The 15407-nt window shown below is 42.3% G+C and carries 12 protein-coding genes, 1 tRNA gene, 1 pseudogene and 1 other annotated feature; of the genes and pseudogenes, 5 read left to right on the forward strand and 9 right to left on the reverse strand.

The genetic code is table 11. The annotated features are described in order from the left end of the window. The first annotated feature begins 226 nt into the window (after window positions 1-226). Both HMPREF0083_RS26175 and HMPREF0083_RS04785 read left to right on the forward strand, forming a co-directional pair. A complete protein-coding gene (locus HMPREF0083_RS26175) occupies window positions 227-604 on the forward strand; it encodes a helix-turn-helix domain-containing protein (protein WP_051354534.1) in 378 nt (125 codons plus the stop codon). A 156-nt stretch (window positions 605-760) separates the two neighbouring features. Next, window positions 761-1336: an ImmA/IrrE family metallo-endopeptidase gene (locus HMPREF0083_RS04785; protein ID WP_021619956.1), complete on the forward strand. Its 576-nt coding sequence runs from the start codon at window positions 761-763 to the stop codon at window positions 1334-1336. Window positions 1337-1461: 125 nt separating this feature from the next. On the opposite strand, the gene HMPREF0083_RS04790 is transcribed toward HMPREF0083_RS04785, so the two are convergent. The 4 genes from HMPREF0083_RS04790 to HMPREF0083_RS04805 form a co-directional block, all read right to left on the reverse strand. Next, the gene (locus HMPREF0083_RS04790; RefSeq protein ID WP_021619957.1) at window positions 1462-3114 is read right to left on the reverse strand and encodes a thiamine pyrophosphate-dependent enzyme; all 1653 of its coding nucleotides are present in this window, start codon (window positions 3112-3114) and stop codon (window positions 1462-1464) included. A 35-nt stretch (window positions 3115-3149) separates the two neighbouring features. Further along, on the reverse strand, window positions 3150-4322 hold the full coding sequence (locus tag HMPREF0083_RS04795) for an LL-diaminopimelate aminotransferase (RefSeq protein WP_040301512.1): 1173 nt from the start codon (window positions 4320-4322) through the stop codon (window positions 3150-3152). A 274-nt stretch (window positions 4323-4596) separates the two neighbouring features. Beyond that, complete coding sequence (locus HMPREF0083_RS04800; RefSeq protein ID WP_021619960.1) at window positions 4597-5367, reverse strand: IclR family transcriptional regulator; 771 nt, start codon at window positions 5365-5367, stop codon at window positions 4597-4599. Between the two features lie 304 nt (window positions 5368-5671). Continuing rightward, on the reverse strand, window positions 5672-5881 hold the full coding sequence (locus HMPREF0083_RS04805; protein WP_021619962.1) for an alpha/beta-type small acid-soluble spore protein: 210 nt from the start codon (window positions 5879-5881) through the stop codon (window positions 5672-5674). Between the two features lie 341 nt (window positions 5882-6222). On the opposite strand from HMPREF0083_RS04805, the pseudogene HMPREF0083_RS04810 reads away from it, so the two are divergent. Then, window positions 6223-6690, forward strand: a pseudogene (locus tag HMPREF0083_RS04810) (cupin domain-containing protein); the annotation flags it as partial. A 28-nt stretch (window positions 6691-6718) separates the two neighbouring features. On the opposite strand, the gene HMPREF0083_RS04815 reads toward HMPREF0083_RS04810, so the two are convergent. Then, complete coding sequence (locus tag HMPREF0083_RS04815; protein ID WP_021619964.1) at window positions 6719-7615, reverse strand: cation diffusion facilitator family transporter; 897 nt, start codon at window positions 7613-7615, stop codon at window positions 6719-6721. A 686-nt stretch (window positions 7616-8301) separates the two neighbouring features. On the opposite strand from HMPREF0083_RS04815, the gene HMPREF0083_RS04820 reads away from it, so the two are divergent. Next, window positions 8302-8823, forward strand: a complete 522-nt coding sequence (locus HMPREF0083_RS04820) for a ferritin family protein (protein ID WP_021619967.1) — start codon at window positions 8302-8304, stop codon at window positions 8821-8823. Between the two features lie 258 nt (window positions 8824-9081). On the opposite strand, the gene HMPREF0083_RS04825 is transcribed toward HMPREF0083_RS04820, so the two are convergent. From HMPREF0083_RS04825 to guaB, 4 genes are all read right to left on the reverse strand, one after another. After that, a tRNA-Arg gene (locus tag HMPREF0083_RS04825) sits at window positions 9082-9158 on the reverse strand. A gap of 288 nt (window positions 9159-9446) precedes the next feature. Then, window positions 9447-10736: a serine--tRNA ligase gene (gene serS, locus HMPREF0083_RS04830; RefSeq protein WP_021619969.1), complete on the reverse strand. Its 1290-nt coding sequence runs from the start codon at window positions 10734-10736 to the stop codon at window positions 9447-9449. Window positions 10737-10786: 50 nt separating this feature from the next. Beyond that, window positions 10787-11006: a binding site (T-box leader), on the reverse strand. A 155-nt stretch (window positions 11007-11161) separates the two neighbouring features. Then, the gene (locus HMPREF0083_RS04835; protein ID WP_245191313.1) at window positions 11162-12493 is read right to left on the reverse strand and encodes a D-alanyl-D-alanine carboxypeptidase family protein; all 1332 of its coding nucleotides are present in this window, start codon (window positions 12491-12493) and stop codon (window positions 11162-11164) included. Between the two features lie 108 nt (window positions 12494-12601). Continuing rightward, the gene (gene guaB, locus HMPREF0083_RS04840) at window positions 12602-14068 is read right to left on the reverse strand and encodes an IMP dehydrogenase (protein ID WP_021619971.1); all 1467 of its coding nucleotides are present in this window, start codon (window positions 14066-14068) and stop codon (window positions 12602-12604) included. 218 nt (window positions 14069-14286) lie between these two features. Here guaB and HMPREF0083_RS04845 point away from each other — a divergent pair, with 218 nt between their 5' ends. Further along, window positions 14287-15321, forward strand: coding sequence for a YaaC family protein (locus HMPREF0083_RS04845; RefSeq protein WP_167331540.1), 1035 nt, complete (start codon window positions 14287-14289; stop codon window positions 15319-15321). Window positions 15322-15407: the final 86 nt, after the last annotated feature.

Here is a 15407-nt window from a genome sequence, read left to right on the forward strand (position 1 = left end):
CCTTATGGATAATCAACAGGCGTGATATTTTACTTTACAGGGCAATTACTATTTATACGCAATATGATTTTTGGTAAAATTTCCAACTAACAATAATCGTTACTCATATGATAATAACGAAATGCGTTATAGTCAATAACCATTTTCGTTTTTTTCTCAATTTGCGTTATTTTTGTTTCCAAATCCGTTAGTTGTGATATATTTATATAGAGAGGGAGGTGCAGGGATGATCGGGAGCAGAATTAAAGAACAGCGTCAAAAGATTCAATGGACCCAAAAAGAATTAGCGAAGAAAGTGAATGTTTCTCCTCAAGTGATATCAAATTGGGAAAGAGAGTACACAACTCCCGACTCTACTCATATTGCGCTTCTTTCTAAAGCGATGCAGGTTTCTTCTGATTATCTTTTGGGTCATACAGACGATCCTTCGTTCAAAACGGGGGCAACTGACGACTCCAATATAAATATTGCTTTCTATGACGGTTTAAAAGGATTCGAAGAATTAGACCCGGAGCAGCAACAGGTCATTATGGATACAGTCGAAGATATGGTGGCTCGCTTCAAAAAACGAAAACAAGAGCGACAAAATAAGAAAAATACATAACCCTGCTTGGCCTACGGATCAGGCAGGGAATTATTATAAACAACAGAGAAAATTATTACATAAATGTATATGTATAGAATGATAAAAAGCTGAAGCTCAATTGAGCTTTTCTTTTTACACAAAAAAGGAACATACGTTTCCACCAAGGAGAAGCTTATGCTCAATTACTACAAGAAAACGGAAGTGGAGTTATGTATCGAAAAGCTGTATAAAAATGCCGGTATTTTATCCCCGTCTGATTTATCATTAGATCGGCTGTGCCACGTATTCAATATCGAAATCCAATATTGTGAAGACGCACAGTCAGCCATCTGGGATAATGAATTCGCCATGTTTTTTCTCAATCCTTACTCTTCTTTACGTGAGCAAAGAGCAACATTTTTCCATGAGCTATGCCATCCATTGCGTCATGTAGGGGATCAGCGCAGAAGACACCCGGCATTCCAGGGACTTATCGAACTGCAGGAAGCACAAGCAAGGAACTTCCAACTGTATGCAGCCATCCCATTCTTTATGGTAGAACAGCTTGAATTGCCCAAAGGGGACAAAGAGATTGTCGGATTGTTCGTCCAAAAATTTTATACAACTTACTTTTTGGCGTATCGGCGCTGGGAACAAATTAAAAGACGCATACTTCAGGGAATCTTTGATGAAAAAATTAAATTTCATCTGGAGGTGAGAGAAAAAGCTTTTACAAATCAAAAACGAGGGGATGATACATTTTTTTATTGATAAAACAGAACAAACATTCCCTTCATTCACAGTTTATTTACATTAGCCACAGGTAGCTACAATTTCTATAAACATAGCAAGACGCCGGTTGTCTATTGCTCAACTCGGCGTCATACTTGCTACACTCAAGGCTTGGCTTTTTCTCGGATAGAGGAAATCGTGGCCTGAACTGAAATACGCTCTGGATTGGTCATAATTTCGATAAGTGCAGGTGCATTTGATGCCACAGCACGCGCCAGAGCTTCTTCAAAGTCTTCGTTTGTTTCGACTCTCACACTTTGCACACCGAGCGCCGTTCCAAGCTCAGCGAAATTCACGCTTCCAAGATCGGTGCCAATAACCCTTTCCGGATAATGCATTTCCTGATGCATGCGAATCGTACCATACATGCTATTGTTAAAAACAAGCGCAATCACCGGAATATTGTAACGAGCAGCCGTTTCCAACTCCTGCACTGTCATCATAAATCCACCATCGCCAGCTAGCGATACGACCGTTTTATCCGGGCTCGCTATTTTAGCACCGATCGCTGCGGGAAGTCCGTACCCCATCGCACCGGATGTCGGACCGATGTATGTTTTCGGACGATTAAAGGAGTAAAAGCTGTGCAACCAGCCTGCGAAGTTACCGGCATCATTCGTAATCACTGCATCCTCCGGCAGCACTTCCTGCATCATATGAATAATTTCTCGATTATCAACGGCGTATTCTTCCTTCGCTACTCCCTCTCCGGCAAGCTCATATGCTTTGCGTCGTTCCTTAGCCCATCCTTCCCACGTACATGTTACATTCATATCAAGCAGCGCTTCAAGCGCTTCTCTCGCATCGGCGACTACGCCGAGATCAGGGCTGTACGACTTGCCGAGTGTAGCGGCATCGATATCAATGTGAATGAGCTTCGGATTTTGCGTGAAAATTCCATAGTCCTGTGTTGTTACTTCGGACAAACGTGTACCTACGGCCAATACAACATCGGCCTGGCGCAGCGTATCGAGAATCGGAGTGAAAGTACCCAACCCGGAATGGCCAACATACAAGCGATGATTATTAGGGAAAATATCGTGACGGCGGAAGGCGGACATGACAGGAATATGGAACGCTTCAGCCAGCTTCAAAAGCGCCTGCTCACCATCTGCCGCGATAACACCGCCGCCGCCCAGGATGAGTGGACGTTTGGCGTTGGCCAGAAGCTGTTCAATCGCTGCCACTTCACTGGCACCAGGACGTGGCTTCGGCACTGGTGCCACCGGACCGAATGACATTTCTGCTTCAGCCACCAATACGTCTTCCGGAAGCGCCACAACTACCGGACCTGGACGACCGCTTTTAGCAATACGGAAAGCGCGCTGCACTAATTCTGGCATACGTTCCGCATCTTTGATTTCAACCGTCCACTTGGCAATATGACCGAAAAAACGCTCAAGTTCGACTTCCTGAAAACCTTCCCGTCCACGAAATTTGCTGTGTACTTGCCCCAAAAAAACAACCATTGGAGTGGAGTCCTGGTAGGCAGTATGAATACCAATGGCAAGATTTGCACCTCCAACTGCGCGGGTAGCCATAGCTACACCTGGCCTCCGTGTTGCCTTGCCATATGCTTCTGCCATAAAGGAGGCTCCTCCCTCATGGCGTGTTGAGATTAACTGAATATCTCCAGCTTCATAAATACTATCCATTAATGGAAGATAGCTTTCACCCGGAACACAAAATACATGTTCGACCCCTTCCCGTTTCATGCATTCAACAATTGCCTGGGCTCCGTTCATTACTTTTGTCATCTTATCTTTCCTCCCATTCTTTTTCTATTAAATATTTAGCGGCAGACAGCTAACTTTGTTTTCATACGATAAGCCGCTTCTAAGAGCTTATTGGTTGGTACAGATAGAGAGATACGGAAATACCCTTCGCCATATTCCCCAAAGGCCGTGCCAGGTGTGACGATGACTCCTGCTTCCTCCAGTACTTTGGAAGCAAACTCACCTGATGTGTAACCAGATGGAACAGGCGCCCAAATAAAGAAGCTTCCCTTCGGCGCCTCCGTATTAATACCAATATCCTGCAAAGCAGCAATCATAGCAGCCTGACGTTCCTGATAAATAAGATTATATTCTGCTACACACCTTTGATCTGATAGAAGCGCAGTCGCTCCTGCCTTTTGAATAGGAAGGAACTGACTCGTATCCATATTGCTTTTAACGATGGAAAGTAGCGCCAGCGCTTCTTTGTTTCCTGTTGCATATCCAAGGCGCCACCCTGTCATGTTATACGTTTTAGAAAGGGACCCGAATTCCACGGCGACTTCTTTTGCCCCTTCTACCTGCAAAATGCTTGGAGCTTTGTATCCGTCGAATGTTACCATCTGATATGCGGCATCATGGGCAATAATGATGCCATTCTGCTTCGCAAATACTACCGCTTCTCGGAAAAAGTGCTCATCAGCTATAGCTGCCGTCGGATTGCCAGGATAATTCAAAAACATAAGTTTCGCCTTATGTACAACATCAGCAGGAAGGGACGAAAAATCAGGCAAAAATCCATTCTTCTTCAACAGCGGCATACTGTATGGAACACCATCCGCAAGGTAAGTTGCTGCCCGATATACCGGATATCCCGGATCAGGAACAAGTACGATGTCACCTGGATCAATAACCGCAGAGATAAAATGCCCGATTCCTTCCTTTGAGCCAATAAGGGCAACAATTTCACCTGCCACATCCAGATTAACGTCAAAACGTTCTTTGTAAAAATGAGCAACGGCCTCCCGAAGTTCTTCACACCCGCTATACCCTGGATACTTAAAATTGTTCGGATCGTCCATTTCAGATTTGAGCCGTTCGACAATATGCTTCGGTGTCGGCAAATCAGGACATCCAATGCCTAAATCGATAACCTGAACCCCTTGTTCTTCAAGTGCCTGCTTTTTTTTGTTGATTTCATGAAATAAGTAGGGAGGAATATTTTGCAGCCGCTGTGGTTTAACAACCATATTCATCGCCCTCCTAGTTATTTTTTCATTTCTTTATTTGAAATGGTATTTCTTATAATAAGCAAAAATAATGTCGGTTCTGTTGATGGACTCTCTTTTTTTCAAATGCTAAGTTTGTATTGTCGATAGCTTATATTTCAATAATTGAAATAGCATTTCATTATACGTTAATTCTATACAAAATATTTTTAAAAATCAATATTTATATACTGCTTGAATTTTATCTTTTGAATGTATCGGGATTGCCCTATGATAATAAGGGCAATCTCTTCTATTACATATTCGATTCCGTATAGCCAAGTTTTTTGGAGATATGTGCTGCCGTATCTTTTGTTTTTTGTTGTACGATTTCTTCAAATTCGTGACTGATTCTTGTTGTAGGACCGCTCACACTCAACGCCGCGACAACTTGTCCCGTATAGTCACGCACCGGATAGGAGATACCGATTGTGTCCTTGTCCTGTTCTCCACGGCTAATCGCGTAGCCATCTTCCCTTATTTGTTGCATTTGTTGCCTTAGCGTTTCTTTATTATCGACTGTATTTTCGGTTAGCTTTGTGAATGATAGTTTCTCAACAATAGCTTGTTGCTCCTTTTCAGGCAAATAGGCAAGTAATAGTTTTGGTCCGGAGCCGATATAGAGTTCCGAATGCTTCCCTACACGTGTGTGAAGGCGCACCGCATGACTGCTCTCTACTTTTTCAATATATACGGCTTCGTCTCCTTCCCGCACTACCAAATGTACCGCTTCATTGATATCCTCACAAAGCTCTTGCATCCAGGGTAAAGCAATAGTGCGTAGCTCAAGCTGTTCGGCCACAATGCTTCCCAATTCAAGCAATTTTAGCCCCAGACGATAACGAACATCCTGATCAGTATTTTTTATTTTTGACAAAAAACCACATGCTTCCAAAGAGGAAAGTAAACGGTACGCCGTTGGTCTTGGCATATCCGACTTGTTTGACAGTTCACTAAGCGTCAATTCTTTTTGCTCACTTGAAAAAAAGTCGAGTAATTTTAATGCTTTTATTACACTTTGATTCATTATCCTATCCTCCCCATAATGCTATATACCTTTTCTGTTTATAAACAGTATTTCTAACTTTGAATGAACTGCTCCGAACAAAATTTTCCCATGCATAGCTTTGATATCATTATAGTTTATTTTTAGATGTTCAAATATACATTAAGCCTTTTTTCTTGCTGTTTTGCCTATCCACTATATTACAAACTAACCTTCAACCATCCCTTGCTAAGAACATTTGCGAGTTTTTGTGCTATGCTGCTGTATGCCGAAAAACAAAAATAGGCCTCCCGGTTGTAATCGGAAGGCCTTTATTGTTTGTTGCTTATTGAATACGGCCGCTCAATTGTTGCTCAGCCATTTGTACAAGGCGCTTTGTAATTTCGCCGCCTACAGAACCGTTTTGACGAGATGTCGTATCTGGGCCAAGTTGTACACCGAATGAAGACGCAATTTCATACTTCATTTGATCAAGTGCCGCACGCGCTTGCGGGGCAACCAGATTATTTGTATTTCTGCTTTGTTGTTGAGCCATGCTGAAATTCCTCCTATGGAGTATATTGGTTATTACTAATCTTAAAATGCCTCATAGGAAAGAATTTATACATAGAAAAACCAAAAATCTAAAAATCTAAGCCAGCCGGTTCTTCTTGATGCCCTGATATCCACTGGTAGCCATTTCCATTTGTAGGGATAAGTTTTATTTATGGGCACAGTCGACACATCTGCATCATAAGTTGCTAAAATAAAGGATTCTTCCTGTAGCAACCTAAAATAAGAGGAGCATGTTCTATGAAAAACCTACCTTGGAATCAAGCAGCGTACGGATATGTGCCTCAGCCGATTGCGACTACACTTGCAGGGGTAAATATGCGTTTGACGCCTGGGGGAAGCGTGCGAATCGCGGATTCCTCTAACTTTCCTATTTCAAAAACTATCGCCGCGGCGCTGGTTAAACTCCAACCTGGTGCAATGAGAGAGCTTCATTGGCATCCTAACAACGATGAATGGCAATATTATCTTACTGGACAGGGACGCATGACTGTATTTGCCGGAAATGGTGTAGCCCGTACATTTGATTACAGAGCCGGTGATGTCGGCTATGTCCCCTTTGCTTTTGGACACTATATCCAAAATACTGGCACTGAAACGTTGTGGTATTTGGAAATATTCAAAAGTGACCGCTTTGCAGACGTGTCGTTAAACCAATGGATGGCGCTTACCCCTCGCGATCTGGTTCGAGATAATTTGAACGTCGGACCGGAATTGCTGGATGTGCTACGCAAGGAGAAATGGCCTGTCGTGAAATATCCAGGGTTCTCCTACTATCCAAGAAACAGGTAGATAAGAACCCATCTGTGGGTCGGTTACTTTAGTGTATACCATCCTCTTCATACCATGGGTTTAAATGCACCAGTACTTCTTCAACATTTTGAATTTCATTTTTTATTGAATTCTTGATTAAGCGGCTAATATCGTGTCCCTCTTTAATCGTTAAATTATTTGAAACGCTCACTCTTACATCAACAATAATATAATGACCATGCTCTCTTGCTCGAATTCGATCGATTCGTTTTACTTGTGGGATCGAACGAACAATGCTTTCTAACTGAATCAATTGCTCCGAAGGCACATTTTCTTCCATTAGAACTCCAATGGATTCTTTTCCCATTTGGTAGGCTAATTTCAGAACAAAATAGGAAACGATCATTCCAGCAATCGGATCCCCATACTGGGCAAATGGTATGTCATAACGTTCACCAATCAATGTCGCACCAATACCTACCACAGCAGCAATGGATGCATAAACATCAGCAAGATGATCATTTGCGGTTGCAATTAAACTTTTGCTATTTTGGGCTTTTCCTAGGCTAATACAATAAACATAAAGTCCTTGTTTCCATATTAAAGAAACAAACGCAGCAACCAATGCAATAATACTAGCCTCTGCTGCAGGTTCGAATAACGCCTCAACCGATTTATAGACCATCAACAGAGCTGCTAAAATTAAAATAATGGCAACAATTGCTGAAGCAATGACCTCCGCTTTACCATGACCATAAGGATGATCTTTATCAGCAGGTTTTTTTGAAACTAGTGATGATGTCAGTGCAGCGAAAGTTGCAATGACGTCACCAGCATTATGAATTCCGTCAGCGATAAGTACCTGACTGTTAAATAAATATCCGACAACAACCTTTAATACGGTTAATACCACATTACTAATAAGACTGATCCATAATGCGATTAATGAAGACGAATTTTTCATATCACGCCCTCCCCCTCACACAAACTTGATCCAGCACTTTGAACATTGTACTGGATTAAGTTCGTGTGGGTCTAGAGAAACAGTTTTGGTTCATCCTTTAAAAATAGGTAAAAGGTAAAACCATTAGTCCTTGGAAAATAAGTTGCAAGAAAGCAATATTTCATCTCTAGCACAGAAGATTATCGTGCTCTTCGGTCTTATAATACAGCCTCGGATTCCGCTCACTTTCTCACTGTGTGTTCATACCATTTTGGCACCTTTCTTTTTTATTTTTTGCCAAAAGTAGTTTTCTAAATACCTTTCACAAGTGCTGCACCGGATTGTGCGCTCTTTGGCTACTAAAGCGCGGAAAATGAATAACAAAAAGCCGTTCCAATTTAGAACGACTTCATTTGTATCATGTATGCTATTATAAAAGCCTGGCATCCATGGTCTGGAGAGGGCGTTTTTTATGTTTAATTTTTCGAATGCAGGGAAAAATAATTTTAAGGAATAACTTCATGTTTTCCCCCCTTGAGACGCCTCTTCTTCGGAAGAGGTTTTATTTATTTATCATGTAAAAAGGGAAATGAGCGCATCGTGATGCTTGTTTACTGAGACTTTTCCCTCGAATTTTCTATTTCCTCTCACCTTTTGGGTGTTTGTTCATAAAATATTAGCGACTCTATGCTCAGGAGGAACTTCCCATGAACTTATATCCCGGCAATATCATACAAGAATACAGTTCATATCCATTTGCGTTTACACCCGTACAGTATCAAACCCAGCCTGTACTACCTTCATATCAGATGTATCAGACTAATCTACAAGCCGTTCTCCCTCTCTTACGGAGAACTATACAAGGGGAACGAAATGATGAACTTTTTTACGACTACTTAATCCAAAACGCTCCATCCAATCAGGATAAAGAAATCATTACTTCCATTCGTGATGATGAAAGACGGCATCGACAAATGTTTAAACAAATGTATTACGCTTTAACCGGGCAGACTATCGAATCGACCGATAGCATGCCTTTTGAACGACCACCTAGTTACCTTGCTGGTATCGAAAAGGCTATATTCGGCGAGTTAGGCGCAGTAGAGCTTTACCGAAAAATTTACTTCACCATCCCATATACAGTGTTTAAAAACATGGTATTTGAGATTTTGACAGATGAACTTAAACATGCCAGCAAATATAATTTCCTTTATGCTAAAAACAAATAGGCTAGTAACGTCCCTTCGCTCCAATTGATGGGACGTTTTTGTATTACCCATTGAATCTCCCCAGCGAACAACTTGAAACTTTATTCTTTTTCTATTCATACCAGATAAAGCGTAAAAGGAAAACAGCACAGAAATTTTCAAATGAAAAATTACATGAATTTGATACCGGAAAATCACTTTAGTGACCAATCCACCCAAAAACGTAAAAAGACGCGGGTTGCAAAATCGCGCAAACCCGCGTCGTTACTAGCTTATGTATGGCGGCCCCGAGAGGATTCGAACCTCCGACGCACGGTTTAGGAAACCGACGCTCTATCCTGCTGAGCTACGGAGCCATATATTCTACTTACTATATTATATATATCTTTTCTTAGAATGACAAATCTTCGTTTGCATTTTCCCGGTCATTGCCCGGCAACTCCGGCAAAAAGACACAAAACAAGGCGCAGGAAAAAAAGGGGGAAATTCTCTTTTATCCTTAATTACTGTGCTTTATTAAGTTTATGAGATGCGGTGAAAGCAACCAGCATACATTACGCTTCTTCAACTAACCACATAATATAGAAAAGGCGTACGTAGATATTCTGTCGTACGCCTTTTCATTTTATACGGAAAGATTATTTTTACTTCGCACTTTTCGGCACAAGCTTTTCCAGGCCACCCATATACGGGCGCAAAGGCTCTGGAATTAGGACGCTGCCATCTTCCTGTTGGAAATTCTCCAGAATAGCCGCCATCGTACGTCCAATAGCAAGACCAGAGCCATTCAGTGTATGCACGAACTCTGGCTTCGCTTTACTATCGCGGCGGAAACGAATACCTGCACGACGCGCCTGGAAGTCTTCAAAGTTACTGCAACTCGAGATCTCGCGGTATGTGCCATAGCTCGGCAACCATACTTCAATGTCGTATTTCTTCGCCGCTGTAAAACCTAAATCACCTGTACACATGCTCATAACCCGATACGGAAGATTCAATACCTGGAGAACTTTCTCCGCATTATTCACAAGGCTTTCAAGTTCATCATAAGAGGTTTCCGGCTGTACGAACTTAACCATTTCCACCTTGTTGAACTGATGTTGGCGAATCAAGCCGCGTGTATCGCGGCCAGCAGAACCGGCCTCTGAACGGAAACAAGCACTATAGGCTGCATAACGAATCGGCAGCACATCCGCTGGCATGATTTCATCCCGATGGTAGTTCGTCACTGGTACTTCCGCGGTCGGAATAAGGAAATAATCCGTATCCTCAAGCTTGAACGCATCCTCCTCAAATTTCGGAAGCTGTCCAGTACCAGTCATGCTTTCCCGGTTTACAATGTAAGGCGGCAGAATTTCTTCATATCCATGCTCGGTAGTATGAAGGTCAAGCATAAAGTTAATCAAGGCACGTTCCATTCGTGCGCCTAATCCTTTATAGAAAACAAACCTGCTTCCGGTAACCTTCGCAGCGGCCTCAAAATCGAGAATACCAAGCTCAGCCGCTATATCCCAGTGCGGCTTCGGTTCAAAGGCATATTGAGGTATGGCTCCCCAATGACGTACCGGTACATTGTCATCCTCCGTCATCCCAACAGGTACGCTTTCATGCGGAACGTTCGGAATACCAAGCATAATTTGAGAAATTTCTTCTTCCAGTACCCGGATTTGTTCATCATATTCCTTAATTTTTGCCGATACTTCTTTCATTTCGGCAATCAAGTTATCAGCATTTTGTTTTTCTTTTTTCAGACGTGCGATTTCTTCGGAGACGACGTTGCGTTTGTTTTTTAACTGCTCGCTTTCAGCCAGCAGCGAACGGCGCTTTACGTCCAAATCAGCGAATTTATCGATTTCGTTTAATTTTTCTCCGCGCGTTTCGAGCGCTTTTTTAATCGCGTCGAAATCGTTGCGCAAGCGTTTGACGTCTAACATACATATCTCCTCCTGAATCAAGCTTAAAAAATAAAAAAATCCCCTCCCACCTAAGGGACGAGATTACCCGTGTTGCCACCCTACTTCGGCATATAGAACCCGTAGCTTCTATTCTATGCCCTTCGACACATGATAACGGACGTGTAACCGGAACGACTTATCGCCGACGGCTCAGAGATGGATTTCAGCGGTCTGTCCGTTCGGTTCGCACCTTCCACCGACTCTCTGGGCGTCCAGCCTCCGCTTACTAATTCTCATCATAGCCTTTATACATTGTAAAAAAACTACACCTATACTTTACTATATCTAAAAATAATATGCAAAATTTATCTTCTGGTCATTCGTAAAAGACAGCGCTTGGTATCTCTTCATAATCCCGTATTATAAAAAGGGACGCTGTAGGAAGCGCCCCTTCGCATTTTTCACTAGCTGAACAATCCCTTAATCATATTGCCCAAACCGCTGAAAATATCTCCAATAAATCCAAAGAAAGAACGGAAAGCAAGGCGAATCCAGCCTACCTCTTCTACCTCATCTTTGGCTACCAGTGTACCGCCCGCTTTCTGCTCGTCAATCGGACGGAGGAATTCGTCGGCTTTACCGTTTGAACCGACAATTTTAATTGACCCAACTTCCTGTCCCTGTTTTATAGGAGCGGTAACCTGCTTCACCACCGCTTTTGGCTTGTAGACGCCTTCTTCACCCGCCTTTACTGGGTAAAGTACATCCTGGCTTGCCAAAGCAGCTACTTCTTTATCTGTTCCTCTGTCGACCTTAGCCATCTCGCCGCCCGGCACTTGCGCACCTTTTTTGAGAAGCGGCTGCATCTTGTAATTGGTGAAGCCATAATCAAGCATCTTACTTGTCTCTGTGAAACGGCTCAAGAACGATTTAGCCCCCATTACAACAGTAATAAGACGAACACCGTTGCGTTCTCCCGTACCGGTAAAACAGAAACCTGCTGCATTTGTATGACCTGTTTTCAGGCCATCTACTCCTGCATACTGTTTCACAAGCCCCGGAAGCATCCAGTTCCAGTTATCCATTTTCAATGGACGAGACGTTCCTTCTCGGAAGGTTTTATGCGGGATTTTGGTTGTCTCTAATAATTCGGGATACCTTGTAAGTAATTCCTTAGCCAGAATAGCCGAGTCTCTGGCAGACATCATGTTTTCGCCGGTCGCCGATTCCGAAGCGAATTGCTTTAAGTCCGCAAGCGGAAGGCCGGTTGAAGTAGCAAAATACGTCTGCGTCATGCCAAACTCTTTTGCTGTTTTATTCATCAGCTTTATAAATTCGCTTTCGGAACCCGCTACCGTCTTAGCAAGCATAACGGTGGCATCATTAGCCGAGTAAATAGCCATCGCGTCATAAAGTTCTTTTACAGTATGTACTTCGTTCAGGGCAAGCAATACGCCTGATGTTTTCGACTTTCCAAGGAATGCACCATACTCATCAACGGTGACTTTCTGATCCCAGGATAGTTTCTTCTTCTGGATGGCATCCAGCACAAGGTATTCGGTCATCATCTTGGTCATGCTAGCCGGAGGAAAAGCCTGATTCTCATTGTATTTGTACAGGATTTTTCCCGTCTTCGCCTCAATCATGATGGCCGACCTCACATCCAGATTAAGCACTGGAGCCGCTGCCTGGGCTTGTCCAGTGTTTACCGTGAGAAGAATCGGTACAAAAAACACCAGAAACGCCAGTGCTAGCATAATCGGTTTCTTCATCTGTCTAACAAGTAGCGTTGACAACTCTCGCACCTCCACATGAATTACACAATACTCTTAATTCTACCATACAACACTAAAAAAGACAGGGTGTTTATTCCCTGTCTTCTTAACTATTTTCTTACAAAAATATTACGAAAGCGAATAGTTTGGAGCCTCTTTTGTAATATTCACATCGTGCGGGTGGCTCTCTTTTAATCCGGCATTTGTAATACGGATGAATTGAGCATTGTTTTTTAGTTCCTCAATGCTGCCAGTTCCGCAATACCCCATGCCTGCGCGCAAGCCTCCAACTAGTTGATATACGGTATCCACCAGCGGTCCTTTGTACGGCACGCGGCCCTCAATGCCTTCAGGAACCAACTTTTTATCGTCCTCTTTCTCCTGGAAGTAACGGTCTTTACTACCTTCCTTCATTGCGCCAAGAGATCCCATGCCACGATATACTTTGAAACGACGGCCCTGGTAAATTTCAGATTCTCCCGGGCTTTCTTCACATCCAGCGAACAGGCTTCCGATCATAACTACAGATGCACCTGCTCCGATGGCTTTGGCGATGTCACCGGAATACTTTATTCCACCGTCCGCAATAATCGGAATGTTGTATTCCCGTGCTACAGAAGCACAGTCATAAATAGCCGTAATCTGAGGTACACCAATACCGGCAACAACACGTGTCGTACAAATCGATCCAGGCCCGATACCCACTTTAACAGCAGAAGCACCTGCTTCAATTAAGTCACGAGTCGCTTGTCCAGTAGCCACATTACCGGCCACAATGGTCAGGTCAGGATATTTTGCCCGTACTTCTTTTACTGTATCGATTACTCCTTTGGAATGACCATGTGCCGTATCGATGACAAGACAGTCGATTCCGGCTTTTACAAGGGCCTCAGTGCGTTCAAATGTATCTTTGGATACGCCGACAGCAGCACCGCATAGAAGCCTTCCCTGGGCGTCCTTGGCAGCGTGAGGGAACTGGATGGCTTTCTCAATATCTTTAATTGTAATAAGGCCCTTCAATTCGTTGTTTTCATCGACGATTGGAAGTTTCTCGATTTTATGGCGCTGTAGGATTTCTTCCGCTTGTTTTAACGTTGTGCCTACTGGAGCAGTTACCAATTCTTCTTTCGTCATCACTTCTGCAATCTGCACAGAATAGTCATGAACGAAACGTAAATCACGATTAGTAAGAATACCGACCAGTTGATTTTTTTCATCAACAATAGGAACCCCGGAAATACGAAACTTGGCCATCAATTTTTCCGCATCTGATACCGGATGATGCGGCTGCAGGGAAAATGGATTGGTAATAACACCACTTTCGGAGCGTTTAACGCGATCGACTTCTTCCGCCTGTTGTTCGATGGACATATTCTTGTGAATAATTCCCATCCCCCCCTGGCGTGCGATAGCAATGGCTAATGCCGATTCAGTTACTGTGTCCATACCGGCGCTAATCAGAGGAATGTTTAATTTCACATTCTCACTTAATTGTGTGGAAACATTAACGTCACGTGGCAACACTTCAGATTTTCCTGGAATAAGCAATACATCGTCAAACGTCAAACCTTCTTTGCTGAATTTATTTTCCCACACGAGAAATACCTTCCTTTTCTTTTAGTTTGTTAGTCGTGGATTTATATTATCGAAAGTTTAACAAACCCCTTATTTTACTGTCAAGAATACTGTAATATAGTTCGGCTTTTCTGTAAACAATAACAGAAATTAAGCGTTTTCGTACCTTTATTTTCTATTTTCACGAATAATTTAGAAAGGAAAAGGTGAAAAACATGTATCAGGCGGTCCATACAATAATGTGTGAAAATCCGACGAAAAAAATGTGGGACAGCTATCTGTATTTCGAAAGCGAGCCAACCACCAAAGCATTTTTACAACAAACATACGAAAAACAAAATATTCCAAAATCTAATGTATATGCATTTCATAATGCTTCAAAATTCATCTATTACATAAAACAGGCCCGCCAATATTATTTTTCAGCTGCTGAAAGTGACATTCTTGTCCAGCCCTTGCTTCTATATTATGGAATGGTAAGTCTCTTAAAGGCATATGTGCTTACACGTGATCCTCATTATCCCTCAAACACACGGGTGCTGCAACACGGAGTAACAAGCCGCAAAATCAAAAGAAATTATTATTCGCTTGCTGAAGATGAAGTTCGTGTACAAAAAGAAGGACTGCTTCCGTATCTGTATACTTTTCTAAGTAAGGAACCGTTACAGGAAAAGTATCGGCTACAGGATTTGTTAGCGATAATACCAGAACTACAGGCAGCTTACCAGCGATTATATAAACATGCTTCCCTGACTTCAGTATCCCTTTCATCACATCGAAATTTTGAACGACTATACACAATTTTTTATCTTCCCGATTTTGTTCTTGATAACGTTCACTTGACGTATGCATCATTTATTCATTATTTAAATCGCTACAATCAAGGAGAAGCTTATTTTGCAGCCTCTTCGCTTGAAGCACCTCGCGGTATTATTCGGCTAGAATGGCATCATCCTGAGAAAATACATGTTACAGAAAGCGGTAATGGCTTTGAGAATATTTTATTTCTCCACAATTACAAAGGAAGTTTTTTTTATAAAACACAAGCAGGCAAAAATCATACGATACCGGAAGTAGTTATTCATTATATGATTATGTATGTGTTAGGCATGCTTTGTCGGTATGAAACAGAAAGATGGGGAGAGATCGTGTTCTCTTTTATGTCTGAAGATATGTACATGATTCAAGAATTTTTAACACTTTCCGCAAGAAAATTTCCAAACCTGGTATATGATTTACTTTTACAGGAGCGATATATTTTTTATACTGAATGATTCTTCATTATAATAAAAACTAAAAACCCCCTTACCTGACTGCTCAGATAAAGGGGTTCATTTATTACACTCTGAAAACTGAATCA

The organism is Aneurinibacillus aneurinilyticus ATCC 12856 (assembly GCF_000466385.1).
In the GTDB taxonomy this organism is placed as follows: Bacteria; Bacillota; Bacilli; order Aneurinibacillales; family Aneurinibacillaceae; genus Aneurinibacillus; species Aneurinibacillus aneurinilyticus.